At 66.3% G+C, this 25,659-nt stretch carries 18 protein-coding genes; 9 read left to right on the top strand and 9 right to left on the bottom strand.

All coding sequences use genetic code 11. The annotated features are described in order from the left end of the window. Nucleotides 1-9 precede the first annotated feature (9 nt). Nucleotides 10-3,123 carry a CheR family methyltransferase gene (locus tag J2X57_RS01010; RefSeq protein ID WP_309862727.1) on the bottom strand — a complete coding sequence of 1,038 codons (3,114 nt, stop codon included), beginning with the start codon at nt 3,121-3,123 and terminating at the stop codon, nt 10-12. A 180-nt stretch (nt 3,124-3,303) separates the two neighbouring features. Between J2X57_RS01010 and J2X57_RS01005 the strand changes: the two genes are divergently transcribed. From J2X57_RS01005 to J2X57_RS00980, 6 genes are all read left to right on the top strand, one after another. Continuing rightward, complete coding sequence (locus J2X57_RS01005; protein ID WP_309862724.1) at nt 3,304-5,514, top strand: TonB-dependent siderophore receptor; 2,211 nt, start codon at nt 3,304-3,306, stop codon at nt 5,512-5,514. A gap of 102 nt (nt 5,515-5,616) precedes the next feature. Then, nucleotides 5,617-6,135 (top strand): sigma-70 family RNA polymerase sigma factor, encoded by a 519-nt coding sequence (locus J2X57_RS01000; protein ID WP_308846807.1) that lies wholly within the window; start codon nt 5,617-5,619, stop codon nt 6,133-6,135. Continuing rightward, nucleotides 6,128-7,273, top strand: a complete 1,146-nt coding sequence (locus J2X57_RS00995; RefSeq protein ID WP_309862721.1) for a FecR domain-containing protein — start codon at nt 6,128-6,130, stop codon at nt 7,271-7,273. The genes J2X57_RS01000 and J2X57_RS00995 overlap by 8 nt, the downstream gene beginning before the upstream one ends. A gap of 119 nt (nt 7,274-7,392) precedes the next feature. Then, a complete protein-coding gene (locus J2X57_RS00990) occupies nt 7,393-9,864 on the top strand; it encodes a TonB-dependent receptor (protein WP_309862718.1) in 2,472 nt (823 codons plus the stop codon). Nucleotides 9,865-9,911: 47 nt separating this feature from the next. After that, entirely contained in the window at nt 9,912-11,069 is a 1,158-nt protein-coding gene (locus J2X57_RS00985; protein WP_309862717.1) for a hypothetical protein, read from the top strand. A 208-nt stretch (nt 11,070-11,277) separates the two neighbouring features. Then, the gene (locus J2X57_RS00980) at nt 11,278-11,559 is read left to right on the top strand and encodes a hypothetical protein (RefSeq protein ID WP_036112893.1); all 282 of its coding nucleotides are present in this window, start codon (nt 11,278-11,280) and stop codon (nt 11,557-11,559) included. 18 nt (nt 11,560-11,577) lie between these two features. Here the strand turns inward: J2X57_RS00980 and J2X57_RS00975 are convergent, their stop codons facing one another. Continuing rightward, the gene (locus tag J2X57_RS00975) at nt 11,578-12,819 is read right to left on the bottom strand and encodes an HD-GYP domain-containing protein (protein ID WP_043694200.1); all 1,242 of its coding nucleotides are present in this window, start codon (nt 12,817-12,819) and stop codon (nt 11,578-11,580) included. A gap of 159 nt (nt 12,820-12,978) precedes the next feature. Here J2X57_RS00975 and J2X57_RS00970 point away from each other — a divergent pair, with 159 nt between their 5' ends. Beyond that, nucleotides 12,979-13,308, top strand: a complete 330-nt coding sequence (locus tag J2X57_RS00970) for a hypothetical protein (protein WP_309862712.1) — start codon at nt 12,979-12,981, stop codon at nt 13,306-13,308. 48 nt (nt 13,309-13,356) lie between these two features. Here J2X57_RS00970 and J2X57_RS00965 read toward each other — a convergent pair whose 3' ends face one another. From J2X57_RS00965 to J2X57_RS00950, 4 genes are all read right to left on the bottom strand, one after another. Next, nucleotides 13,357-15,030 carry a methyl-accepting chemotaxis protein gene (locus J2X57_RS00965; RefSeq protein ID WP_309862709.1) on the bottom strand — a complete coding sequence of 558 codons (1,674 nt, stop codon included), beginning with the start codon at nt 15,028-15,030 and terminating at the stop codon, nt 13,357-13,359. Nucleotides 15,031-15,129: 99 nt separating this feature from the next. Continuing rightward, complete coding sequence (locus J2X57_RS00960) at nt 15,130-16,296, bottom strand: AI-2E family transporter (protein WP_081907463.1); 1,167 nt, start codon at nt 16,294-16,296, stop codon at nt 15,130-15,132. A 75-nt stretch (nt 16,297-16,371) separates the two neighbouring features. After that, nucleotides 16,372-17,568 (bottom strand): DUF2252 family protein, encoded by a 1,197-nt coding sequence (locus J2X57_RS00955; protein ID WP_036112882.1) that lies wholly within the window; start codon nt 17,566-17,568, stop codon nt 16,372-16,374. A gap of 122 nt (nt 17,569-17,690) precedes the next feature. Beyond that, nucleotides 17,691-18,917 (bottom strand): MFS transporter, encoded by a 1,227-nt coding sequence (locus J2X57_RS00950; protein WP_309862704.1) that lies wholly within the window; start codon nt 18,915-18,917, stop codon nt 17,691-17,693. Nucleotides 18,918-19,015: 98 nt separating this feature from the next. Between J2X57_RS00950 and J2X57_RS00945 the strand changes: the two genes are divergently transcribed. Continuing rightward, nucleotides 19,016-19,975, top strand: a complete 960-nt coding sequence (locus J2X57_RS00945) for an AraC family transcriptional regulator (RefSeq protein WP_036112878.1) — start codon at nt 19,016-19,018, stop codon at nt 19,973-19,975. Between the two features lie 41 nt (nt 19,976-20,016). After that, nucleotides 20,017-21,408: a cation:proton antiporter gene (locus tag J2X57_RS00940; protein ID WP_309862699.1), complete on the top strand. Its 1,392-nt coding sequence runs from the start codon at nt 20,017-20,019 to the stop codon at nt 21,406-21,408. Here J2X57_RS00940 and J2X57_RS00935 read toward each other — a convergent pair. From J2X57_RS00935 to J2X57_RS00925, 3 genes are read right to left on the bottom strand one after another with little or no spacing between them, the layout of a single operon-like run. Continuing rightward, nucleotides 21,398-22,480: a lipocalin-like domain-containing protein gene (locus tag J2X57_RS00935; RefSeq protein ID WP_309862697.1), complete on the bottom strand. Its 1,083-nt coding sequence runs from the start codon at nt 22,478-22,480 to the stop codon at nt 21,398-21,400. The genes J2X57_RS00940 and J2X57_RS00935 overlap by 11 nt on opposite strands. Then, nucleotides 22,480-24,996, bottom strand: coding sequence for an FtsX-like permease family protein (locus J2X57_RS00930; RefSeq protein ID WP_309862694.1), 2,517 nt, complete (start codon nt 24,994-24,996; stop codon nt 22,480-22,482). The genes J2X57_RS00935 and J2X57_RS00930 overlap by 1 nt, the downstream gene beginning before the upstream one ends. Beyond that, nucleotides 24,989-25,651 carry an ABC transporter ATP-binding protein gene (locus J2X57_RS00925; RefSeq protein ID WP_079520008.1) on the bottom strand — a complete coding sequence of 221 codons (663 nt, stop codon included), beginning with the start codon at nt 25,649-25,651 and terminating at the stop codon, nt 24,989-24,991. Before J2X57_RS00925 ends, J2X57_RS00930 begins: the two co-directional genes overlap by 8 nt. Nucleotides 25,652-25,659: the final 8 nt, after the last annotated feature.

Below are 25,659 nucleotides of genomic sequence, written 5' to 3'. Positions count from 1 at the left end.
CCTCGCCGATCAGTAATGGACGCCGCGATTGTTCATCGGCATGTCGAGAACGTAGCGGACACCGTCTTCCTCCAGTTGCCAGGAGGGCCTGGCACGTAACGAGAACGCGAGCGCCTGCTCGATCAGTTCCCGTCCGAAACCCTTTCCGACCTCGCGATTCGCGATCGCCACGCCACTTTCCTTCCACGTCAACGACAGCGTTTCCTCGCTCTCGCCGATGAGGCGCCAGGTCACGGCGAGGGTGCCACGACCGTCGTTCCGCAATGCACCGTACTTCACCGCGTTCGTTGTCAGCTCGTGCAGCGCCATGCACAGTGTCTGCGCCACGTCATAGCTGAGCGGCACGGCGGGACCCTCGATGGAGACCTTGCCGGCGGGCACCGGGTGAGCCTCCAGTTCCAGCCGAAGCATATCGCTCAGGTCGATCGACTCACCGGACTGGCTTCCCACCAGACCCTGCACACGGCTGAGCGCACCGAGACGGACGCTGAGTTCGTCGAGGCCCTGCGAACCTTTGACGGTGCGTCGGACGATGCTCTCCACGATGGTCAGCAGATTGCGCGTCCGATGCTGCAACTCGGCGATGAGCATCCTCTGTCGCGCTTCCGAGCGGGTCAGGCTCGTGATGTCCAGAAACGTCACCACGACGCCGTCCACCTGCGCATCGGAAGCCTGATAAGGGGCGACACGAAGGAGGTAGTGCCGCCGCCCGTCCTCGCTGGTGGTGCGCCGCTCGATCGGCGCGTGGTACCGGAAGACCTTGTCGATGTCCTCCGGCAGGGTGGGAATCAGCAGCTGCGTGGACAGATCCGTGATAGGCCTGCCGCGGTCGCTGCCCCGGATATTGAAGACCGTTGCGACAGCCGGTGTGTAGGAGCGTATGACGAGACCGCGATCCAGGAACACCGTCGCCACGTTCGTGCTGTCGAACAGGTTGATCAGGTCGCTGTTGGCCCGGTCGAGCGCGTCGATCTTGCCGTGAAGCTCGCCATTGACGGTGTGCAGTTCCTCGTTGACGGACTGCAGTTCCTCCTTGGATGCTTCGAGCTCCTCGTTGGTGGACTGGAGTTCTTCGTTGACCGAGACGAGTTCTTCGTTGGACGCTTTGAGTTCCTCGAGCGAGGTCTCGTACTCCTCTACCATCGACTGCAGGCGATCGCGCGTCTCGCGCAGTTCGTGTTCCACCTGCGAACCGTCGGCGCTGCCACGACCGAGGTGATCGATCGCATCGCCGCGACTCTGGACCACTCCCTGATCGACAAACAGGACGATGTATAGCGAATCGGCGGCGTCTCCGCCCTGAAGGGCCTCGACGTGCAGCGTGAGGACCTGGATGCGCCCGTCTTCGAGTTCCACCATGACGCCTTCGCGGCTGCTGGCACGGCCGCTCTCGACGCAGGCACGGAAGCAGGTTCGCAGATCGAGCCGGATATCCTTCCGCGCCATGGTCATAAGGTGACGGGTCGGCGCGCCTGCGGGCGGCTCGAGATACTTGCCCGTACGCGAGGAGTAATAGACAACGTCGCCATCGCGGTTGGCGACGACGTGCGCAGGCGCGAAGCGATCCAGCACCTGCTGATCCACCAGCTGGCGAAGACCGGTTCCCGGCACGTCGGTACGGCGTGGGGACATCACGGCGGCGTACCCGCCGGTACCCCGCGCGGGACCCACCGGAAGGCGCAGATTGCGAGTGCTGTCGGAACGGCGACGGAAGATACGATGGCGCTTCTCCAGGGATTCGAACAGATCGTCAAACAGACTGACATTTTCAGCGGAGCCCAGAAACAGGAAACCGCCCGGACGAAGGGCGTAATGAAAGATCGGAATCACCTGGCTCTGCACATCCGCGCCGAAATAAATCAGCAGATTGCGGCAGGACACGAGGTCGATGCGGGAAAACGGCGGATCGCGGATCAGGCTGTGCGGGGAGAAGATGCACAGGTCGCGCACTTCCCTGGCCACCACGTATGCGTCCCCGTCGGCGGTGAAGAATCGCTCGCGGCGCTCAGCGGACACGGATGTCATCAGTGCTTCCGGATAGCGAGCCGCGCGGGCCACGGAAAGCGCGCTGTCATCGATGTCGGTGGCGAACAACTGGACTTTCGGCGGCGCGCTCAACGCATCCATGTATTCGCGTACCACGATGGCGATGGAGTAAACCTCTTCACCCGTGGCACAGCCGGGCACCCAGAGGCGTACGACATCGTCGGCTCCCTTGTGCTCGAAGAGCCGGGGTATCACGCTGGCCGCCAGCGCGTCGAAAGCGGCGGCGTCCCGGAAGAAGCTGGTCACGCTGATCAGCAGGTCGCGGAACAACGCGTGCACCTCCTGCGCGTCCGTGCGAAGCAGCGCCAGATACTCATCCATCGAGCGCATGTCGTGTACCTGCATGCGTCGCTCCACGCGCCTGACGAAGGTTTTCGTCTTGTATCCGCTGAAGTCGTGTCCAAGCTGGCCACGCAGCAACTTGTAGATGTGGCCCAGCAGGTCGGCGCGGGACTGCTCCGCCTCCCTGGATGCGATGCCGGTCCGCTCGAGGGCATCCGCCGCGTGCATCATGTCGAGCAGGCGCGCCCCCATACGCTCGGCGGGCAAGGCGAAGTCGATGAAACCCGTGGAGATCGCCGTGTCCGGCATGCTGGGATGGCGCGGGCCGAAGCCATCGGGCGCCTGGGCCATGGTGATACCGCCTTGCTCCTTGATCGCCTTGACCCCCAGCGTCCCGTCTCCATCGCCTCCGGAAAGAACCACGCCGACGGACCGCTCGGCGAAGTCCGTGGCCAGCGACGCCAGGAGCAGATCGACAGGCTTGACCTCGCCGCGACCCACGGTCGCAGTGAGCACGAGGCGCCCCTGGGCGGTGGTCAGGGTGGCTCCTTCGGGCAGTACGTAGACATGCCCCGATTCCACAGGCGAATCATGGACAGCGACCGAGACGGGCCGGGAGGTGAAGCGCGCCAGTACCTCGTGCAGCAGGCTCTCGCGTTCGGGGTTCAGGTGGGTCGCGACGACGAAGGCGGCGTCCAGTTCATCCGGTACGCCCTGGAAAAAACCTTGCAGGGCTTCGATGCCACCGGCGGAAGCGCCGATACCCACGACGAGAAAGGTGTCTTCAAGGCTCATGGCGTCCCTCATCCTGGCGCCCGGCATCAAGAAGGCATGCCCATGCTCATGCGCACCGCCCCGGAAGTCAAATGGCCGCCGCGTCCCGCCACTGGCGGCGGATTCACGGATCGATCATAATAAGATCGATTCGCATTTCCATTCGCTTCTAGTCGGGCGACTTTCGCCCTCGGGACCACCATGCTTGCCACCTCCTTCCAGGCGCGTCGCCGCCTCGCCGTGTCCATCCGCGCCTCTCTGATCGGTGCGCTTCTCGTCACCGGTGCCGCACACGCGGCCGATGCATCCGCGCCGGACGATCAGAACAAGCACACGGACAACGTCACCACCCTGTCCGGCATGCAGGTAGCGGCGAATGTCGTCGCGCCTACGGCGGCCTACGCGGGTGGGCAGGTTGCCCAGGGCGGCCGCTTCGGCGTGCTGGGTAACCAGGACATGATGAACGTGCCTTTCAGCATGACCAGCTATACGGACACGCTGATCCGCAATCAGCAGGCCCGCTCGCTGGGTGACGTGGTCTCGAACGACCCGTCGGTCCGGACCGGTTTCGGCTACGGCAATTTCTCGCAGACCTTCGTGATCCGCGGTTTCCAGGTCGCCAGCGACGACATCGGCTTCGACGGTCTCTACGGTCTCCTGCCACGCCAGCTCCTGGCGCCGGAGCTGGTCAACCGCGTCGAGGTGTTCAAGGGTGCCAGCGCCTTTCTCAACGGCATCAGCCCGGGCGGCACGGCCGTCGGGGGCAATATCAACATCGCGCCCAAGCGCGCCGAGGCCGAGCCCATCACACGCATCGGCATGGACTGGGGCAGCGACAGCCAGATCGGCGAGAGCGTCGATATCGGCCGTCGGTTCGGCGCCGGCAAGGAATTCGGTATCCGCGTGAACGCCGTCCACCGCGAGGGTGGCGACGCCATCGATGGCGAAAAGCGTCGCGTTACCGCGCTCGGCGTCGCGTTCGACTTCCAGGGCGAGAACCTGCGCATCACGACCGATCTCGGTTATCAGAAGCAGGACATTACGGGTGGCCGTGCGGTCGTCTACAACGGCGGCCTGACCTATGTGCCGCGCGCGCCTTCGGCGAAGACCAACTATGCCCAGCCGTGGTCCAACTCGTCGCTGGAAGATACCTTCGGCGTGGTTCGTGCCGAATATGACTTCACCGACTGGCTGACCGGTTACGTGGCCGCCGGTGTCCATCACGGTAACGAGTATGGCGACTACGTGAGCCCGACGCTGCTCAACGGCAGCGGCAGCGCCACCGAGACGCGCTTCACCGTGCCCTATATCGCGGACACCGCCACCGGCGAAGCGGGTCTGAACGCCAAATTCGACGGCGACGTGAGCCAGCGCGTCAACGTGAGTTTCTCGGCACTCAATTTCCGCAAGAAGGCGGCGTACGCCGGCTCGCTGACGCCCATCCAGACCAACATCTACTCGCCGACCTACGTGCCGGTTCCGGCGTTCGACTACGACATCGGTCCTATTGCCGATCCGGGCATCACGGGGCGTACGATCCTTCGCAGCGTGGCGGTGTCCGACACCCTCGGCTTCATGGACGACCGCCTGCAGGTGACCCTCGGCGCCCGACGCCAGAAGCTCGAAGTACTCGGCTACGACTATGGCACCGAGGTGAAGAACTCGGAGTACAGCCAGTTCGCCAACAGCCCGATTGTCGGCGTCAATTTCCGTCTCGCCGACCAGTGGTCGATCTACGCCAACCACATCGAAGCGCTGACCCAGGGTGGCCAGGCGCCGGATACGTACGGTAGCCTGCCGGTGACGAATGCCGGCCAGGTGTTCGCACCGTACAAGTCGAAGCAGAACGAGGTCGGCGTGAAGTGGGACGCCGGCGAATTCGGCAGCACGCTGTCGCTGTTCCAGATCAAGCAGCCCAACGCGTATGTCGATCCCTCGACGATCACCTACGTGGTCAACGGCGAGCAGCGCAACCGCGGCGTCGAATGGAGCTTCTTCGGTGAGCCGGTCAAGGGCCTGCGCCTGCTGGGCGGCGCCAACTATATCCAGCCTGAGCAGACCGACACGCAGGACGGGGTCAACGAAGGCAAGGACTCCATCGGCACGCCGCGCTTCCAGGCGAACCTGGGTGCCGAGTGGGACATTCCGAACACCCCGGACATTTCGCTGAGCGCGCGCGCCGTCCGTACGGGCAAGCAGTATCTGGATGCCGCCAACTCGCTCAGGCTCCCGGCATGGACGACGTATGACGTGGGTGCACGCACGACGGCTCACCTCGAGGGCGTACCCGTCACGTTCCGCCTGACGGTGCGCAACGTCGCCAACAAGGGGTACTGGGCCAGTGCCAACGGCGGTTACCTGAGCCAGGGAACGCCGCGTACGTTCATGGTGTCGGCTTCGTTCGACCTGTAAAGAGCATCGCCAGCGGGGCTGGCTCCTACAGAAGCCGGCCCTGCGCCGTAACACCGCTGCCACAAACGCCTCCTAGGCTCGTCACACGAACCGGGAGCGACCTTGAGCCACGAGACGCCGTCGAGTTGGGCGCGCTTGTTGGTCGACAAGGGTCCCACCCTCGCCAATTACTTCCGCCGCCGCGTCTCCCATCGCTGGGATGCGCAAGACCTCGTGCAGGAGGTCTACCTGCGCCTGCTGCGCAATGGTCAGGGCGATGCTTCGGACGTCCGCAACCCCGAAGCCTATCTGTTCACCGTCGCCGCCAACCTGGTCAAGGAACACGCGCAGATGAAACAGCGCGCGCCGATCAGCAGTGAAGGGCTCGAAGACGTTATCGAACGCCTCGCCACGCCATGCGACGCGGGCGCCGACGTCGATCGCGCGTTGCGCCGTGAACGACTGGCGACACTGATCGGACGGCTTTCGCCGAAATGTCGCGCCGTCCTGGTCATGCATTACCGCGATGACCTGTCCTACCGCGAGATCGCGGAGCAGTTGTCGATCTCCACCAACATGGTCAAGAAATACATCGTCAAGGGACTGGCTACGTGCCGGCAAGGGATGCTGCGCTATGAATGAAGCACGGACGACGCGCGTATCGCGACGCACGACCGAAGAAGCCGCGGCCTGGCACCTCGACATGCGTGAGGAGGTCGACGCGGGCACCCGCCAGCGCTTTCTCGACTGGCTGCGCCGGTCGCCCCAGCATGTGGCCGAATACCTCGCCATCGCTCAGTTGCACGGTGAAATGCGCGCAGCGACGCTGGCCGAGATCGCTACGCTCGACGAACTGCGCGCACTGGCCGACAGCGAACCGTCGGTGCTGCCGTTCGTTCGTGGCGGCCAGGCGTCCAGGGTCGCGGCACCGCAGGATGGGCAGCGACCATCCGCCGCAGCCGAACCCGCAACAGCCCACCGCCATGAGCGTCAGCGGGCCCGCACCGTCCGACGCCTCGCGATAGCCGCAAGCGTCGCGATCGCCGTGTCCATCGGACTCATCGGCGCATGGCCGGCCCGGGAAACCCCGGCAGTGCGCTATGCGGCGGACGCTGCCGCCGTCCGCAGCGTTGCACTCGATGACGGCACATGGCTCCAGCTTGCACCGGGCGCCATGGTGGACGTTGCCTTCGATCTTCATGCACGCCGCATCACGCTGATCGCCGGCCATGCCAGTTTCGACATAGGCAAGGATCCCGCGCGCCCACTGTCCGTGATGGCGGGTGGCCAGCGGATCGACGACATCGGCACGGTCTTCAACGTCGGTCTTCGCGACGGCGAGACCGACGTCAGCGTGGTCAGCGGACGCGTGACCGTATCGCAGCGCCCCGTGGCATGGCTGGATCGCGCGAGCCAGCGCGTCACCGGCTCCGCATGGTCGACCGATCTTATCGTCGCGCTCGGCGCGGGCGAAGACGCACGCGTCGCCATGGACGGGCGTCTGCTGGGTCACGCCAATCACGCCACTGCCACGGTCGCCCCCTGGCTGCCGGCGGAGATCGCCTTCCACGGTAGCAGCGTGGCCGACGTGGCCCGGCGCTTCAACGCGTATACGCAGGCACCGCTGACCATCGACGACCCCGACCTGGCGGACAAACGTATCAGCGGCGTCTTCCACGCGAGCGACGTCGAAGCCTTTGTCAGCTACCTCGGCAGCCTGCCGAACGTCCGCGTGATCCGCGAACCAGGACGCATCCGGTTCGTTTCGGCGAAACGCTAAACGACGCTGTAAGAAAAAATTCATCGAATCGGCGGTACCCGATGGCCCGCGAACGGACTCTTTGATGGGGTCGGCACCACACGTTGCCATGCTTCTACCCCTCAAAGGAAAGCGTTCCCATGCGTCATTCGCTCGCGCTCTGTATCGCCCTCGCCCTCGCGGCCACCGCCTCGCCCACGCTCCGCGCCGCCACGGTGAGCACGACACCGATCGCCGCCATGCCGCTGTCGCAGGCACTGGATCGCTTTGCGCAGGATTCGGGCTGGCAGGTGGTCTATGACACCAGCGTGCCGGACGACGCGCGCAGCACCGCCGCTCCGGGCGGCGTTACCGCCGAAAAGCAGCTGGCCACCCTGCTCCGCGGTACGCACCTGACCTACCGCTTCGTTACCCCGACGACGGTGAAGATCGTGCCGGGAAACGTCGGGGCCGGCCCGGCGCCGGCGAGGGAACTGCGCGCCATCGACACCCATGACGACGCGAAGAACCTCGCGCCGGTCAGCGTATCAGCCAACGCGGTGGACACGCTGGCACCCAGCGCCGCGCCGCTCGACGCCACCCAGCCGACCTCAGTGATCGACGAGCGTTTCATCCGCGACGGCCTGCGCTTCAATGCCAACTTCGACGACATCATCAAGTACGCACCCAGCATCACCGTGACCTCACCCGAGGGTCCGGGCCTGGGCAAGAACGAAGGGATCAGCCTGCGTGGATTCCAGGATGGCCAGTTCAACATCACCTTCGACGGCATTCCCTTCGGCGACGCCAGCGACCTGCACCACACGACCTCGGCTTACTTCAACAATCATGTGCTCGGCCAGGCGGAGATCGACCGTGGCCCGGGTGGCGGCAGCACCATCGGTAACGCCACCTTCGGCGGCACCATCGCACTGCGCTCGCGCGATCCGTCCGACGAGCCGGGCATCACGCCCTACCTCACGCTGGGCAGCTGGGACACGCGGGCCGGCGGCGTCACCGCCGACGAAACCCTCGGCAACACGCGCGTGTTCGCCGACATCTCCAAGGAATCCAGCGATACCTACCTCAAAGGTACCGACGATCGCCGTGAGCACATCTTCCTGAAGACGATCACGCAGCTCGGTACCACCACCGAACTCACGTTCGTCACCAGTTACAACCGCGAACACCAGAACACCGTGCAGGGCGCGACCAAGGATGAAATCGACCGCTACGGCTGGCGTTTCGGGCTCGGCAACGATCCGACCTTGCAGAACTTCGCCGGTGCGAACAACGCCGCCTACTACTCCAGCTTCACTTATCTGGGTCTCACCAGCCAGGTCGGTGACTGGACCGTCGACGACAAGCTCTACTACAACAGCTTCGACCACTGGGCGCGCAAGGCCAGCGATGCGTCGGACATCGACCCTGCCGACAGTGGCGTGACGTTTTACAATGCGGCCGGCAAGAAGGTGCGCACCGTGGCGGACGACGTGCCGGGCAAGTTGTCCGACTCCGGCTTTCATGCGTTCGGTAACGTGCTTCGCCTTGGCCGCGACCTCGGTCCCGGCACGCTGCAGACGGGTGTCTGGCTCGAACGAAACCTCGATGCGCGGTACCAGTATCCGCTCGACCTGACCACCGGCGAGAAGACCGGCACGAAGTACGGCCCGGTCCAGAACTACGAGCTGAGCGACCGCACCGACACGCTGCAGCCTTATCTCCAGTACGACTGGAAGGCCACGGACAGCATCACCGTGAGTCCGGGCGTGCGCTACTCGGAAGTCACCCGCAGCATCGACGCACCGCTGAATAAGGTATCCCCGCCGGTGCCGCTCGATGCGGAAGCGACCTATCACGCTACCCTGCCCTCGATCAGCGTGCACGACCGCCTGAGCGATGAGTGGAGCGCGTATCTGCAGGCCGCCAAGGGCTTCCTCGCACCGCCCATCGACGTCATCCAGGTCAACGGCTCACACGGCCTCAGCCCGGAAACCACGAAGAACTACCAGCTGGGCACGGCCTTCGCGTCACGCCAGCTGACCTTCGGCGCCGATGTCTACTACATCGACTTTTCCAACTACATCACCGAGACCCAGGTCGCCACCGACAACGGCAACGAGAGCACGTACGTCAACGGTGGCGGCGCCATCTACAAGGGTGCGGAAGTCGAAGGGACCTGGGCGCTGACGCGCACGCTGAGCCTCTACGGCAATGCCAGCTACAACAAGGCCACGTACAAGAACAGCAGCGTGCAGGTCGCCGGCACACCGAAGGTCACGGCCGCGCTGGGTTTGCTCTACAGCGGAAGCAACGGGTACTTCGGTTCGCTGATGGGCAAGTTCCTCGGCCACCAGTACGGTCTGGACAATACGTCCGACGACGATGGCAACCTGGCGTTCCATAACGATCAGCGCATCGCCGGCTACATGAGCGTCGACGCCGCCGCCGGCTACCGCACGGACAAAGGCCCCGCCGGAACCAAGGGCTTTTCCGTGAGCATCGACGTCAACAACCTGTTCAACGTGCACAAGTACACCGGCTATGCCGGCACGCAGTCGGTCAGTGGCGATCCGCTCTACTTCGGGCTGCCCGGTCGCGGTATCTTTCTCGACCTGTCGGTGAAGCTGTGAGGGCCGCGCTCGCCCTACTCCTCGCTGCGGCGGTGCTTGCGGCGCCCATGGCGCATGCGAAAGATCACGTGCAGGTCGAGATCGTGCTACTGCGCCACGGCATCCGCTCGCCGACCAAACCCAACGCCAACTACGTCGATTATGCGAACGCCAGCTGGCCCGACTGGCCCGTGGCACCGGGCATGCTCACGGCGCACGGTCATGAGGGCATGCGGGCCATCGGCTCGCGCCTTCGCCAGGAACTGGTCGCCGACGGTGCCATGTCGAAGTCATGCCCCACGGGATCCTCGCTGGTCCTCATCGGCGACAGCACGCCACGCAATCGCGAGAGCAGCGTGGCCCTGCGTGAAGGGCTGACGCCGGGCTGCGGCACGACGTACCTTGCCATGGACGGCGCGACCAACAACCCGCTGTTCCACTACCGCAAGGACGATGACGACGACGCGGCACCGGCAACCCTCGGTTCAACGCCCCCTGCACTGGATGAACTGCAGTCCGTGCTGCTGGGCTGCGAAAGCGCTACGTGTGCCGACATCGCCCGACGCGACGGAAAGAAGCTCCTCTTGTCCACACCGGATGCGCTGCCGAAGGCCATGAAACTCGCTGGCACACTCAGCGAGAACCTGATGCTCGCCTATGTCGAAGGCATGACGCTGGATACGGTCGCTTTCGGCCGCGGCGGCGTCACGCGGCTTGGCCGGATCATCACGCTGCATAACGACCAGTTCGCCGTAACGAAGAAGGCCATGCCCGCCGCGTCGCTTGCGGCCTCCAACCTGGTTGCGCATATCGTTGCCACGCTGGATGCGGCCAATGGCGTCACGACGGACGTCGCATCCCTGACCCCGTCGCACCAGGGCGTCGTGGTGCTCGTCGGACACGACACCAATCTTGCGAACGTGGCGGGGGTCCTGGGCCTGGACTGGCACGATACATCGCGTCCGGACGATTACCCCCCGGGCGGTGCGCTGCTCATGGCGCTGGTCGAGCGCGATGGCAAACGCCTGATCCGCATCGACACCCTGATGCCGTCCATGGAACAGCTACGCGAGGGGCGCTTCGATGCCATGCGTCGCAGGCCGGTTCACGTGGCCGGGTGCAGCCATCCGGGCGAATGCACGGTGGACGAGTTCGCCGCGATCGCGAAGCGCGGCATCGACCGGAGCCGGGTCGAAGGCGCCCTCCCCGCCATGCATGCCCAGTAGGCGCTCCGCACGCATTCAGAGCCCCGGTCTACGTCGGTCTGCCACCCGGACGGTTTCGGCAGAAACCGATGCACCTTCAGCCTTCTGATCGTACGATGCGAACATCGTCACAGATCGGCCATGCGCCGCACTCGTGCGGGAGGGCGTCGACACCGTCGCCACGTCAGCGGAGCTATGCTCTGGGCCGACCATCGGGGAGAAAAGGAAGATGCAGCAAAATCAGGAAGCCGACACGTTCACGATGGGCGAGATCATCTTCGACGCCGTGGAGATGAACGAGGCCGCCGTATCGGGCAATCTCGACGTTAGCCGTTTTCGTGCACGTCGCATCGCCTCGCTCGCGGCGCCCGAAGGACTCGACGGCATCGCCGAAGCCGCGCACGCCCTCACCCGCCTGCTCGGGCCGCCCGGTTCCGAGCCGCTCCCAGGCTACGGCGCCGCCATGGTGAACGTATCCACCGAGATCGACCGGGCCTTCGGCGAGGGCTGAGATCGGCCAGGGCGCCCGTCAGGGCAAGGCCAGCTTCGCCAGCTCCGCTTCCGACCACTCACCTCGTGCCTCCTTGGCCGCGACACGATCCTCGCAGCCGGGTGTAGCAAGGTCGAGGACGAACGGGTCGACCCGGCGTCCTTCCACGATGGAATAGAACACCCGGACCAGCGGCTGGGTGAGCGAGTCGCGCGAGCCGTCGAGCACCACGGCCAGCCTGCCCGACTCGAGGCGGACAAGGGCACCGGTGGGGTAGACGCCGACCGTGCGGACGAAGGCGCGGAACAGGCGGGGGTCGAAGTGGCCGCGCCAGCTCGCCATGCGCTGAACCGCATGCGCCGGGTCCCAGCCTTTCTTGTACGGGCGATCCGAAGTGATCGCGTCGTACACGTCGCAGATGGCGGTCATGCGCGCCAGCCGTGTGATCTGTTCACCGACCAGCCCGTGCGGGTAGCCGGTGCCGTCGAATTTCTCATGGTGGTGCAGGCATGCATCCACCGCCTCGTTATCGACACCGCCCCGGCTGACCAGCAGGCGGTGGCCCATCTGCGGATGCTTGCGGACCTGATTCGTCTCGGTGACGCTGAGTTCCATCGGCTTATTCAGCACCTCGAGGGGTACCTGCGACTTGCCGACGTCATGCAGCATCCCCGCCATGCCAGCCGCGCGCACGCGCAGGGCATCCAGACCCAGGTGCCGGGCGAAGCTCAGCATGAGCGCAGCCACGGCGACGGAGTGCATATAGGTGTAATCGTCCGCGGTCTTGAGGCGGACGAGGCTCAGCAAAGCCGAGGGATGCGCCTCGATCGAACGCGACATGTCGTCGACCAGCTCGCGCGCGGCCACGGCATCGATGCCTCGTCCCAGCCGCGCGTCCTGAAACATACGCACGACCACACCGCGCGCGCGTTCGCACAGGGCGGCTGCGGTGGCCACGGGGTCCGGAACGGAAACGGCCGCGGGTGACGCGGCGGGGTGTTCGCCCGGCGTGACATCGTTCTCCGCCTCGCCGCCGGACCCGCCCGCCGCTACCGGAACGTCTGCCGGCGGAACGTCCATTCCGCGGTCGGTATCGATCCAGATGGTCGGCACGTCGAGCGCGCGGAGCGTCGCCAGATCGTCCGGTGCTTCAAGCAGGAACTTCGTCCGCCAGAAGGGATGCGACACCCATGACACCCCGACCTTGTGGACGAACATGCCCAGCCTCAGGTCTCCCATCGGAATTTCCTTGAGCGGCGAACCACGCTCCACGATCGTCATCCCGCCCCTTCTGTGACCCCCGTCACATTTGCAAAGCTATCGGCGCGACGCGAATTCGGCTGAATAGGCCAAAAGTCATGGGTCCGGCCAAAGTCACCCAAACGTCACCGGAGAAGCTTAGTATCGGCTTAGCTTTCTATTTCCTTTCGCAGGACCCCGATGTCACAGCTGCTGTTTCTTGGATCGGCCGGACTGATCGGCATCGTCCTCACCATGGTCGTCGCGGCGGCACCGGCTTCCTCACGGGCCGCGAACGCAGTGACCGCCGTGCTGGTACCAGGCCTGGCTTATGTCGCCTGGCGGCTCGGCGAATGCATTGCCCCGCTGGCCGCCACCATCGACCCACGCGACCCGGTGGAAGCCTTCGATCTGTGGCTGGTCGGAGCGACATCCCTGCTGACGGTGGCGGCGCTCAGCTGCGTCGTTCGTCTGCTCATCCTGGCGCTCTGGTGCGAGCCGGCAGCGCAAAGCGCCCGCCTCGCGCGCTGACCCCGAGCAGGCAGCAACGCCGCGCCGCACCACGCACCCCGCCCCGACTCAGAACTCCTGCCAGACCGCTTCCTCGACACGCACCGGTACGGAGCGCGGCTGGGTGGGCAGGCGCGCCGGCATCGGCTCCGTCACAGGAGCGGCTTGCAGGCGGCTCACCGCCGCAGCGGCAGGTGCCACTCCGGCCCCTTCATCGCCCAGCCTGAAGAACGCCACATCGCGCATCAGCGCCTCGGCCAGTTCCAGCGTGGCCCGGCTGGCGGCGCTGGCTTCTTCGACCAGCGCCGCGTTCTGCTGGGTGACCTCGTCCAGCGCGGAGACCGCCTGATTGACCTGGTCCACACCGGCCGACTGCTCCACCGAGGCGGCGGCTATCTCGCCGACGAGCCCCGATACGGCGCCCACGTCACTGACCATGCCCGCCAACGAGCGTCCGGTCGACTCCACCAGTTCCTTACCCTGCCCGACTTCGTCACGCGTGCTCGCGATCAGGCGACGGATATCCTTCGCCGCCGCCGCACTGCGCTGCGCCAGCGCACGAACTTCGGCCGCCACGACGGTGAAGCCCCGACCCTGTTCACCCGCACGCGCCGCTTCCACCGCGGCATTGAGCGCGAGCAGGTTCGTCTGAAAAGCGATCTCGTCGATCAGCACGGCCATTTCGCCGATATCGGTGCTCGCCTGCGAAATGCGCCCCATCGCCTCGACCGCCGTGCTGGCGATCGTGTGGCTGGCCTGCGCATCGTTGCGTAGCTTGTCGGCCAGACGCTGGGTATGGCCCGCCGCGTCCGCGTTCTGCTTCACCGTCGCCGCCATCTCCTCCATGGACGCCGCGGTTTCCTCGAGCGACGACGCCTGCTCCTGCGTCCGGTTGGAAAGATCGTCGTTACCGGCGGACATGTCACGCGCGGCGGCATTCACCTGCACGGCGTTTTCCCGTACGCGACGCACGATCACCGTCAGCTGCTCGTCCATCGCGGCAAGCGCGCGCAAGGTGTCGCTCAGCTCATCGTTCCCGCTCACCGTCAGCTGGTTGCCGAGCTGGCCATCGCGTATCTGCGAAGCCAGTGCCCGGGCCTCGAGCAACGGTCGCATCACCGCGCGGCGGAGGAAGAAGCCGATGACGGCAATCGCCACGGCGCCGACGACGAGCGCGATCAGCGCCTCGACCGCCGAGCGCTCTCCATCGGCAACCATGCCGTCGTAGGTCGCCTTGGCCTGCTCGCGGTTGATCGTAACCAGCTGCGCGATGAGATCCGTCTCCTTCTGCAAGGACGGGCCCACCACGGTGAGCATGTTGTGCGTCGCCGCGGCATGGTCGCGTTTGAGCAATTCCAGCTGAGCGTCGACCAGCGGCCGCACGGCACTCCGCGCGGCGATGAAGGCGTCCGCGGCCGCACGCTCGCGGTCGGTATCCACATGGTCCGGGTAATAACGCTTCCACATTTCATCGCCCTCGGCACGCAGGACCTGAATCCGGGCATGAGCCACATCCGAGGCATCCGGCGCATCCGTGAGCAGCGACCGGTTCAGCGCCGTTCGCTGCTGGTCGATGTGATGGCGAACGTCCGTCACCTCGGCGATCGGCACCAGCGCCTCGCCGTAAATCCGATGGGCGCCCTGGTCCGCCGCACGAATGCCGCGCAACCCCACGAAGCCAACGACGACGGCGATGCCCACCGACGCGGCGACCGTACCCAGGATCCTGATTCCGATCTTCATGCCTCACCCCCGTTGTGACGTACGTCACACTTTGCAAAAGTATCGGCCGCTGCCGAATTTACTTAATGCATCGAGCCAGGCGCATGTCCCAGGAGCCCCTCAAGGCGAGATCCCGTGTTTCTCCCCCTCGAGGAAATGCCCGAAGGCCGCGAGCGGCCGGATCCGGTCGCAGACGATCTTGGTGATCGCCAGCATCGGTACGGCGAGAATCGCGCCGGGCACGCCCCACATCCAGTCCCAGAACAACAGGGAGATGATCACCAGCACCGGATTGAGGGTGAACCGGCGCGCCAGCAGCATGGGCGTGATGGTCTCGCCCTCGATCACATGGATCGCCCCGTAGAGAATCATCGGCATGAAGGCCTTCCACAACGGATCGAGGCTGAGCATGCCCACCCCCAGAAAGGTCACCACGCCGACCAGCGGGCCCAGGATCGGTACGTAGTTGAGCAGGAAGGCCACCGCACCCCACAGCGCCGCATCGGGCAAGCCGAGTGCCCACATGGCCAGGCCGGTGGCAACGCCGACCGCCGCGTTCATCACCGTGATGGTCACCAGATACGACGACACGTCCGATTCGACCTGCTGGGATATATCGATGACCTGACGCTTGTCCTTGAAGCGGGGCATCACCTCGACCAGCCTGCGCAGGAAGGTGTCGCCGGAATTGAGGAGGAAGAACAGGACCAGGAAGGTGGTCAGGAATTCCGAGGTAAAGGTCTGTACGCCGGACAGGATGGCCGACTGGATGTCGGCCGTTCCGGCGGACGCCGGCTGCGCTGGCTGCGCCGGATGACCCTCGTCGCCGGCGCCGACCATGCCCCTGGCGTGTGCGAGCATGCCCTTCAGGCTGTCGAGCGGACCACTGATCACCTTGACCCGTTCCTGCAGGCGGGGCAGGCCTTCCGGCAGTCGCTTCGCCCAGTTCGCGGCGGGACCGCTCAGGGCACTGCCCAGCCCGGCGATGATGCCGAACAGCGCAAGGATCATCAGCAACGAGGCGAGCACGCGCGGCACGCGCAGTCGGGCCAGCAGACGCATGACGGGCTGAAGAAGCAGTTTCAGGATGAAAGCGAGGACGACCGGAAGGATCACCTCGCGCGCCACGAAGGACGCCGCCAGCACGGCGAGCAGGAAGAGGCCGCCGAGAAAGACCGTCTTCGGGTCACTCGGCAGCGGCATCTCCGCGTCTTCGGCGGCGCTGTCCAGCGCTTTGGAAACCTCGGGTTCGACGGTCGGTTTCGTCTCGGGCACGCTGCTGTTCATGGGTTCCCCTGGGGCATCGGTCGTTTTCGACGCGGAGTGGAGCACGCACGATGAGCGCCCCGCGTGAAAACGCACTCAGGGTGCGGCGGTGGCGTAACGCCTGCAGTGCTCCAGATAACCGCCTTCGTGCGCCTGGACCAGTTCCACGACACTGCGCCAGAGCCACGAGGGAGCATCGATGTTGGCCGGGCGGTTACGCGCGAGCTCGCCCAGCCAGGCCTTGCGGCGTTCGCGGGTGAGCTGGCGGGCGTGCGCACGGCCGACGACGTTGCCGAGGTAACGCGCGACGTCCATTGCCTCGCCCTCCTCCATCCGCTCGATGTCGACCTTGAGATCCTGCGGTCTGAGCTCACGCACGAAGACCGAGCGTCCCTGCACCTTGCCACCGAGCATCCGCTGGCCGAGGTTGGGTGCGAGATGCAGGGCACCCTCACGCACCCGCGTCGCGTTATCGCGCGGCATGATCGCTTCCGCGCTGCGCGGCGCGGCGGCGCGCAGCGCTTCCTTGACGTCGACCAGGCAGAGTTCGCCCTTGCCTTCGCCGACGCGCACCAGCAACGCGTAACGCAAGCGTCCGAGCGAGCTGCATCCCTTTACCCAGTACTTCGCATCGACCAGTTCGATCGCCGCGTCATCGGCGCGATGCACGATCTGCGTTACCAGCGAACGCATGCCTTCCGTGTGCACGAGCGCGCGCAGTTCTTCCAGTTCCTCCTCCGTCACCGGCCAGAAACGACGTCCTTCGGGGATGCGAGGATGCGCCCCGTCGATGCGCTCGCGCGCAAGATCTTTCCACCGCCGCCTGAGCGCCGTCTTCATCACCAGCTTGATCGACGGCGGCCGGTCGACGAGACGGTACTCCTTGCGGCCGCTGCCCATCGCCCGCTCGTAGCCATCGATCAGCTGTTCCACCATGCGCGCCGTCACCACGCCTGGCAGATCCGAGCCGCGCGCCGCGGTGGCTAGCGATACCGCGAGCCGCACGATGTCGTGGGCGGGGTTGCCGATGACCGACTGGTCGAGATCGCGGATCTGGATATCGATGCCGCCTTGCATATCGGCCACCGGTCCGATGTTGCTGACATGGCAGTCGCCGCAGATCCACAGGTCGGGGCCGCTGGGCAATGTACGTCCGGCTCTCTCCAGCCACTCATAGAACTGCACGGTGTTACCGCGCACGAAGGCGTGCGCCGAGCGCGCCATCTTCAGATTGCGCAGTGATGCGAGACGGGGAGCGCGCTCCTCCGGTGTCTTTGGAACGATCTTCGCCATGCTCGCCTCGTAAGTTCTTGCGCATCGTTTCGATGCGCAACCAACCACGAAGCTTGAACAGCGTCCGGTGAAAACGCCGTTGCAGAAGCGCGCACGTGCGCAAGCTCCTGGAGCGACCGTGCCTAGTGAAGACCGGGCGCGGCGCTCGCACCCGAAGGCAACGCAGCGACCGCGGGCAAGCGCATCGAAATCGTCGCCGCCGCCACGAGCAACACAACCGCGGATGCCACGAAGACGCCGGTCGCACCCGACGCATCGAAGATCACGCCACCTACCGCGGCACCCAGTGTGATCGCGAGCTGCACGGCAGCGACGATCAGGCCACCGCCGCTCTCGGCCTCATCGGGCACGGTCCGCGTGATCCACGTCGTCCAGGCGACCGGCACGCAGCCGAACGCCATGCCCCACAGCGAGACGAGCACGGCATCGGCGACGGGCGCCCGACCGAGCGTGACCAGCGCCAGCGCCATCGCACCCATCGCGAGCGGCATCAGCAGGAGCATGAGCCGCAGATTGCGCTCCAGAAGGAAGCCGGCCAGCGAGGTGCCGACGAAATTGGCGATACCGAACCCCAGCAACATCGCGGACAGGCCGTTGACGCCCACGCCGGTGACCGTTTCGAGGAACGGGCGCAGATAGGTGAAGAACGCGAAGTGCCCGGTGAAGACCAGAATCACCGCGACCATGCCCGTGCGCATCGCGGGACGTTTCATCACCTTGAGCAGCGTACCCATGCGTGCGGCGCCGTTCGACGGCATGCGCGGCAGCGTGAACCACTGCCACACCAGGGCGAACACGCCGATCGCGGTGGCGATCAGAAACACGTTGCGCCAGCCGATCAGATGGCCGAAGTAGCTCCCGAGTGGCGCCGCGGCCACGGTGGCCACGGATACGCCGCTAAAGATGATCGACAACGCACGCGGCACCATCGCTTCGGGCACGAGCCGCATGGCGGTCGCCGCCGACATCGTCCAGAAACCGCCGATGGCGACACCCAGCAGGACGCGACCGAGCAGCATCACGGTCAGGTTGGGCGCATAGGCGACCAGCAGGTTGGAGCCGATCAGCAGGACCGAGAAGGCGAGCAGGACGTGCCGGCGATCGGTGTTGCGGGTAACCACGGAAATCACCAGGCTGGTGAACAGCGCCACCACGGCGGTCGCCGTGACCGTCTGCCCGGCCATGCCTTCGGTCACGCCGAGCGTGAGCGCCATGGGGGTAAGCAGGCTGGCCGGGAGGAACTCGGCGGTGATCAGCCCGAAGACGCCAAGCGTCATGGCGAAGACCGCGCCCCAGGCGGGAGCCGTCGTTTCCGTCACCGCGTCGGCGGTGTCTGCGCAGGTATCCATGTGGTCGGTATCTTGGTCGGAGAAAACATGAGGTTACCCGGCCAGGTCCGGACGGTATATGATGCATCATCCTCAAAATTTGATCTTTCGTCCGGATCATGACCGCTACGCTCTCTATCCACGACACCGATGCCGCCAGTGAACTCCTGCTGGGCATGCGTCTGGTCGGCGTCAGATACCGTCGGATCGAAGTGGCCCGGCCGTTCGGCATCGCCGTGGACGCCGCACCCGGCAAGGCGCAGTTCTACTTCATCGGCCGTGGCCCCGTGTTGCTGCGCACCGAGGACGGCACGATCTATCCGCTGAAGACGGGCGATGCGCTGCTCATGTCGCAGGGGCGTGCTCATGCGTTGCTCTCGTCCGAAGAGGCGACCACCCGGCATATCGCCACCTTCGACGAAACACCCCTCTGCGACACGGTGAAGGACATCCATCCTGACTGCGTGTTCGCGACACGGGCGGACGGCGCGCTGATCTTCAGCGGCTGCATGGACTTCGAGCTCGGCGGGATGCAACCCATGGTGCACGCCATGCCCGAAGTGATGCAGGTCGGCACCCTGCTCGACCGGTACCCGGAATTGCCGCCGATCCTCGCCGCGATGGAACGCGAGTCCGCCGCGAAGCGGAGCGGCTTCGCCGGCATTCTCGCGCGCCTTGCCGATGTCGTCGCGGCGATCATCGTGCGCGGCTGGGTCGAATGCGGCTGCGGCGACGCGGCGGGCTGGCTGCAGGCGCTGCGCGATCCCCGCCTGGGCAAGGCCATCGTCGCCCTGCACCGCGATCCAGGGCGCGCATGGACCGTCGCCGATCTCGCGGCGGAAATGGGAAGTTCGCGCTCGGTGTTCGCGGAGCGTTTCCTCGCGGTGACCGGCATGACCCCGGTTCATTACCTCACCGAGCTGCGGATGCGTCTGGCCGCGCAGTGGATCTCCCATGATCGTCAGCCGATCGAATCCGTGGCCTTCCGTCTGGGTTATGGATCGCTGGCCGCGTTCAGCCGGGCGTTCAAACGCGTGGTCGGTTCCGCGCCCGGGGCACTGCGCGCGGGTCGTGCCTGATCCTTCGCGGCCGTTTCATGGCCTGACCGCGATGCTGGGCCATGGGATACCTCGGCTGGATCATTTTCTTTGGCGTGCTACTGGTCGCCACCTCGGCGAGTGCCGGCTTCATAAGACGCAGCCCGATCACCGCGTTCGCCCTCTATCTCGTGGCTGGGGCGGTAGTCGGCCCCGCTTTGCTGGGACTGGCGGCCGTCGCGTTCGATGGGGACAGCACGGCGTGGCTGCGACCCGCCACCGAGATGGGCATGATCGTCTCGCTGTTCATCACCGGTCTGAAGCTGCGTCTGCCGTTCAACGATCCCGGCTGGCGCATGGCGATACGCCTCGCCCTGCCCGGCATGGCGCTGACCGTCGGTGGGCTTTGCCTCGTTGGCCATTTCGCCTTCGGGTGGCCGTGGCCGCTCGCGCTGGCACTCGCGGCCATTCTGTCGCCGACCGACCCGGTGTTGGCCAGTCTGGTCTCCGTCGACGACGCACGTGACGACGATGCGCTGCGTGTCGGGCTCTCCGGCGAAGCCGGCCTCAACGACGGTACCGCGCTACCCTTCCTCGTCCTCGCACTCGCATGGATGACCGGCGAAATGTCCGGCGATGCCGGCTTCTGGCCGCACTGGTTCAGCGTCGAGCTTGGCTGGGACTGCGTGGGAGGCATCGGCATCGGTTTTCTCATCGGCTGGGGTCTCGGCCACATCGGCACGCGTCTCCGGCACTTCGCACCGGGCGTGGCACCGAGCGATTTTCTCGCGCTCGGCATCATGGCGCTGGCGTATGCGGGTGCCGAAGCACTGCATAGTTCGGGCTTTCTCGCGGCGTTCGCGGCGGGCGTCGGGCTACGCCGGGTAGAGATGGGCGTCACCCACGGCCATCCACCGGTCGGCAAGGAAGACGATGAGGACGAAGCACGGCACGAACACAGCCGCGCGCGGGCGCCCGCCGAGTTGCTCGTCAATCCCAATGAGCGGGCCACGTCCGAAGCGAACCATCCCGCGCAAACCGTCGGCTGGGTCGTGTCCGATGCGCTATCGTTCGGAGAAACCATGGAACGCCTGATCGGTGCCGCCATGGTGTTCCTGGTCGGCGTGGCGGTGCTACCCCGCTTTACCGTCGATGGCGTGTTGCTTGCCGTCGCGCTGTTCTTCGTCGTCCGCCCCGCCGCGGTGTGGCTGGTGACGATACGCTCCGGCGCACCCTGGCAGCGCCGCCTGCTGTTCGGCTGGTTCGGGATTCGCGGCCTGGGCAGCCTCAACTATCTGGCTTACGCGCTCGTGCATGGCCTCGGGGGTGCGCAGGCGCAGACCGCCGCCGCCGCGGTGCTCACGGTGGTGGCGCTCAGCATCGTCGCGCACGGCGCCAGCACCACGCCGTTGATGAACTGGCGCGGCCGCGCGCTCGCGGCACAGGAAGCTGCGGGTCCGGACGTCAAAGACTGACCTTGCCGCCGTAACCGACGAGTTCGAGATAACCACGTCCCCCTTCGGTGCGCACGGCGCCTTCCCAGTACACCGGGCCTCCCGTGCGACGGGTATCGAGTTCCTGATCGTCGAACAGCGGTCGCAGGGTGAAACGACGTTTGCCGGTCGGGGTGGTGACGATGACATCGGTTTCCACCGGATAATCCGCACCGGTGCGCGGCGAGTGCCAGCGGCGTCGCGGTTCGAAGGCGACATCGCCCGCGCCGAGTACCGTAAGCGTTCCATCCGCGCCGCGCACGCTGCCGCCCGCCCAGACGGCATGGCCCGCTTCATCGCGCACGCGGAAGACGGTGACCGCGCTGCCGTCATCCATGTTGAGACCGGCCCAGTCCCAGCCGACCGAACGTGGATCGAGCAAGCTCGACGACCATTCGCGATCGAGCCAGGCCTCACCCTGCACGGCTTCGTTCTTCGTTCCCCGCGACAAGCGTCCGCCGACCTTGAGATGCGGGAGACTGAAGTACGCGCTCGCTTCGCCTGTGCCAGGGCCTTTGCGGCTGTAGCCACGGTCGCCCTGCAGCACAGCGGGCTGGCCTGGCGTCAGTGTCAGGTCGAGCGTGAAATCCTCGCCGCTCACCTTCGTCGCGAAGCTGCCGCCCGGGTCGCGACGCAGCCGCCAGTCACCGAGCGTCACGTCGGTATCCGCGGTCGACGCCCCGGCGAGACCGAAGCCTTCACGTGCGAGACGCTGCGACTCGACGATGTGTCCCGTCGCGGGATCGGACAGCGCTACGTGTCCGACGATCGCCTGACGCGGCGCGAAGCGACTGGGATTCGCGTCGTCGAACGGGAGCCGCGAGCGAAAGAAGGTGATCTGAAAGCCGACGGGACCGTCCTTCGTTCGCAGCCAGCCGGTGACGTACCACCATTCCGTCCTGAAACCCGGGTGGGCGCCGTGGTCCCGCGGGAGCGCCACCGGCGCGTCCGGCGACACGGGCGTATACGTGACCCGATCGCTCGCCGCGACGTCGACCGCGCCGGTGAGGGTCGTGAGCAACATGGCTGCCAGTCCGAGTACGCGCGCGCGCATCACCAGTCCTCCCGCACGGCACGCACCGCGTCCGTCGAAAGCACGCCCCGCCCCACGACAACCGCCGTACCGGCCGTCGCGACCGCAAGACTTCCGATCACACCGATGAGCAAAGGCCAGGGCAGCAAGGTGTCCATCGTCCAGTGGAACGACTGCGGATTAACCACATGAATGAGCACCTGGCTCATGGCCAGACCCAGCGCCACGCCCGCCACGCCGCCCACCAACCCCAGGAGCGTCCCCTCGATCATCAGCATGCGGGCCAGATCGCCGCGCAGCGCTCCGACATGTCGAAGCATGCCGAACTCTCGGATGCGCGACAGTACCTGCGCGCCGATGGTCGCGGCAACGCCGGCCAGGCCGACGCACACGGCGATGCCTTCGAGCAGATACGTGATGAGGAAGCTGCGGTCGAACGCTTGCAGGGCCTTCGCGCGTATGTCGCGCGGGCTGCTGATCGTGGCCGTGCCGCCGCTCGCGCGGACCACGGCGCGCAAGCCCGTCGCCACCTCGTCGACGCTCGTGCCCGGGGACACCATGACGGACACGCCGCTGCGTGTACGGTCGCCTGTCAGTCGCGTGTATGCCGCCTCGTCGATCACGATCGCGCCCTGCTGCCGTGCATAGTCGCGCCAGATGCCGACAACCGTCGCGCGGGGCGATCCCGGCAGGGGCAAGGTGATCGTGTCACCCGGCTGCCAGCGATAAATGCGCGATGCCGGCTCGGAGATCCACACCGGTAACGCTTTCGGGCCCGCCGCGACCTGCGGACCGATGAGGGACAGTCGCCCACCGGGGCCATTCAGCGTCCTGGCCACCAGCGTGACGGCGGGACGCCGCTCGTCGAACTGCAACGGGGTTTCCTTCAGCGTGCCGAGCCAGGCGACGCCGGGTACCGCGCGCAAGCGCGCCTGCATCGCGGCATCGAAGCCGCCGCCGGCGCCACCGTCCGCCAGCAGATACACATCGGCCTGCAGGACGTCGCCCAGCCAGTGTTCGACCGATCCGCGGAAACTGGTGACCATCACCGCCATCGCCACGGTCAAGGCCGTGGAGGCGAGAACACCGGCCAGCGCGACGGACGCCTGCGAGGGAGCGCCCCAGAGCCTGGCGGTGGCGAGACGGAACGCCACCGACCGCGAGGGAACACGGCGCAATGGCGAGACCAGCGCACGGGCCAGCCACGGCATCAGCATGACGCCACCCGCCAGAAGCAACGCCATCGCTACATATCCGAACAGCGCGATGCCGCCCACGGCGGGAAGAAGTGACGCCACCAGCGCGCCGGCCAGCAACACGATGGCGGGCAGCACCCGTGCGCGCACGCGGGGATCCACCGCGTCACCCGCGTTCTTGATCGCGATACCCGGCGAAATGCGCGAGGCGGCGAGCGCCGGCACCATGCTGCCGAGCACCGCCGCGGCGATGCCGAGCAGACCGAAAACGAGCGCGGGCCAGGGCGCGAACACCAGCTGCGGGGCCTGGCCATGGAAGTAGCCGCCGCCCAGATCGCCACCGAGCACCCTGAGCGCGAGCTGGGCCAGACCGAGGCCCAGACCGATGCCCGATGCGGCACCGATGACACCCAGCGCGAGCGCTTCCGCCAGGACCTGCCCGAGCAACGTCTTCCGCGACATCCCCAGGACGCGCAGTAAGGCGAGCTGCGGGCGGCGGCGGGCGACCGACAAGGACTGCGCCGAGTAGACGAGAAAGCCACCGGTGAGCAACGCGATCAGCGCCAGCATGTCGAGATTCACGCGATACGCGGCGGAGAGACCATCGTTGCGGACGACGTCGCTCGCCGCGTCGGCGAGGATGGCGTCCGCAGGCAGGACCGCGCGTACCGCCTGCTTCGCCTTCGTCACATCGGCACCGGCGGCGAGATGGACGTCCAGACGCTGGAGGCGCCCCAGCGTGCCGAATCGCCACTGCGCCGCGCCGATATCCATGACCGCATGTGCGCCGTCGTTTGCACCGCCGGGAAGACTCCCCGCGATCCGCACCGATACCGTGTGACCGTTGGCGACGAGTGTCACCGTGTCGCCCACCTTGTATCCGGCGGACACCATCGCGTCCGATGAGAGGTAGATCGACTCACCGGTCAGCAGCCGGCCGAAGCCACCCGAGTCGACCGCACCGGCCGACTGGCCGGGCGGCGCGGGTCGCAGAAGGTCGATGCCTTCGAGGGTGACAGGGGTCTTTCCGCCGACGATCCCGGGCAACGACACGACCGGCGACACCGACACGTGCGACAGCTTCGCGACACGCGGATAGAGCATCTCGTCGAAACCGAACGGGCTGGACGAGCGCACGCTGAAGTCGGCCGCGCCACTCACCGCGTGCACGGCCTTGTCGAACTCGCCGAGCGCCGACGCGTTGATGAGATGCACCGCGAAACCCAGCGCGACACCGAGCGCGATGGCAAGGACGGCGGAGAACGCGCGCCCGGGGTAAGCGCGCCATTCGCTGCTCAGCAGCCAGCGCCCGACCACCGGCAGGAGCATGCGCTCAGCCATGCGCGATGAGCCCGCGCTGCGACAGCACCAGCGTGCGATCCGCGGCCGCGGCCGCCACGGCCGAATGCGTCACCAGCAGTACGGCGGTGCCGGCGTCGCGCACGCGATCGACAAACAAGGTCAGCGTGCGTGCCGCGGTTTCCGGATCGAGGTTCCCCGTGGGCTCGTCCGCAAGGATCAGCCCCGGCCGGTGGACGAGCGCCCGCGCCACCGCGACACGCTGCAGTTCGCCGCCCGAGAGTTCGCGGGGATACGCGCTCCCTCGCCCGCCCAGGCCAACGGCCTCGAGCATAGCGTCCGCGGCGGTCAGCGACTCACGCGCCTCGCGCCCCTGGAGTGCCAGCGGCAGGGCCACGTTATGAGCGAGATCCAGATGCGGCAACACGTGAAACGCCTGGAAGACGAAACCCACCCGATCGCGACGCAAGGCGGTGCGCCCGTCGTCGTCGAGGCTGGCGATATCCACGCCACCGATCATCACTTTCCCGGCATCCGGCGTATCCAGCCCGGCGATCAGATTGAGCAGCGTCGACTTGCCCGCACCCGACTCGCCGGTTACCGCGACAAACTCCCCGGGGGCAAGCGACAGATCCAGCCCGCCGAACAAGCTACGCCCACCCGGCACCGTCTTGACCAGCCCTTCGACCTTCAGCATCCGTGAAA

The sequence above is a fragment of the Luteibacter sp. 1214 genome (assembly GCF_031455395.1).
GTDB classification, from domain to species: domain Bacteria; phylum Pseudomonadota; class Gammaproteobacteria; order Xanthomonadales; family Rhodanobacteraceae; genus Luteibacter; species Luteibacter mycovicinus.
The sequence above is the reverse complement of the archived record's forward strand: the minus strand, read 5'-3'. Positions and strand labels throughout refer to the sequence as shown.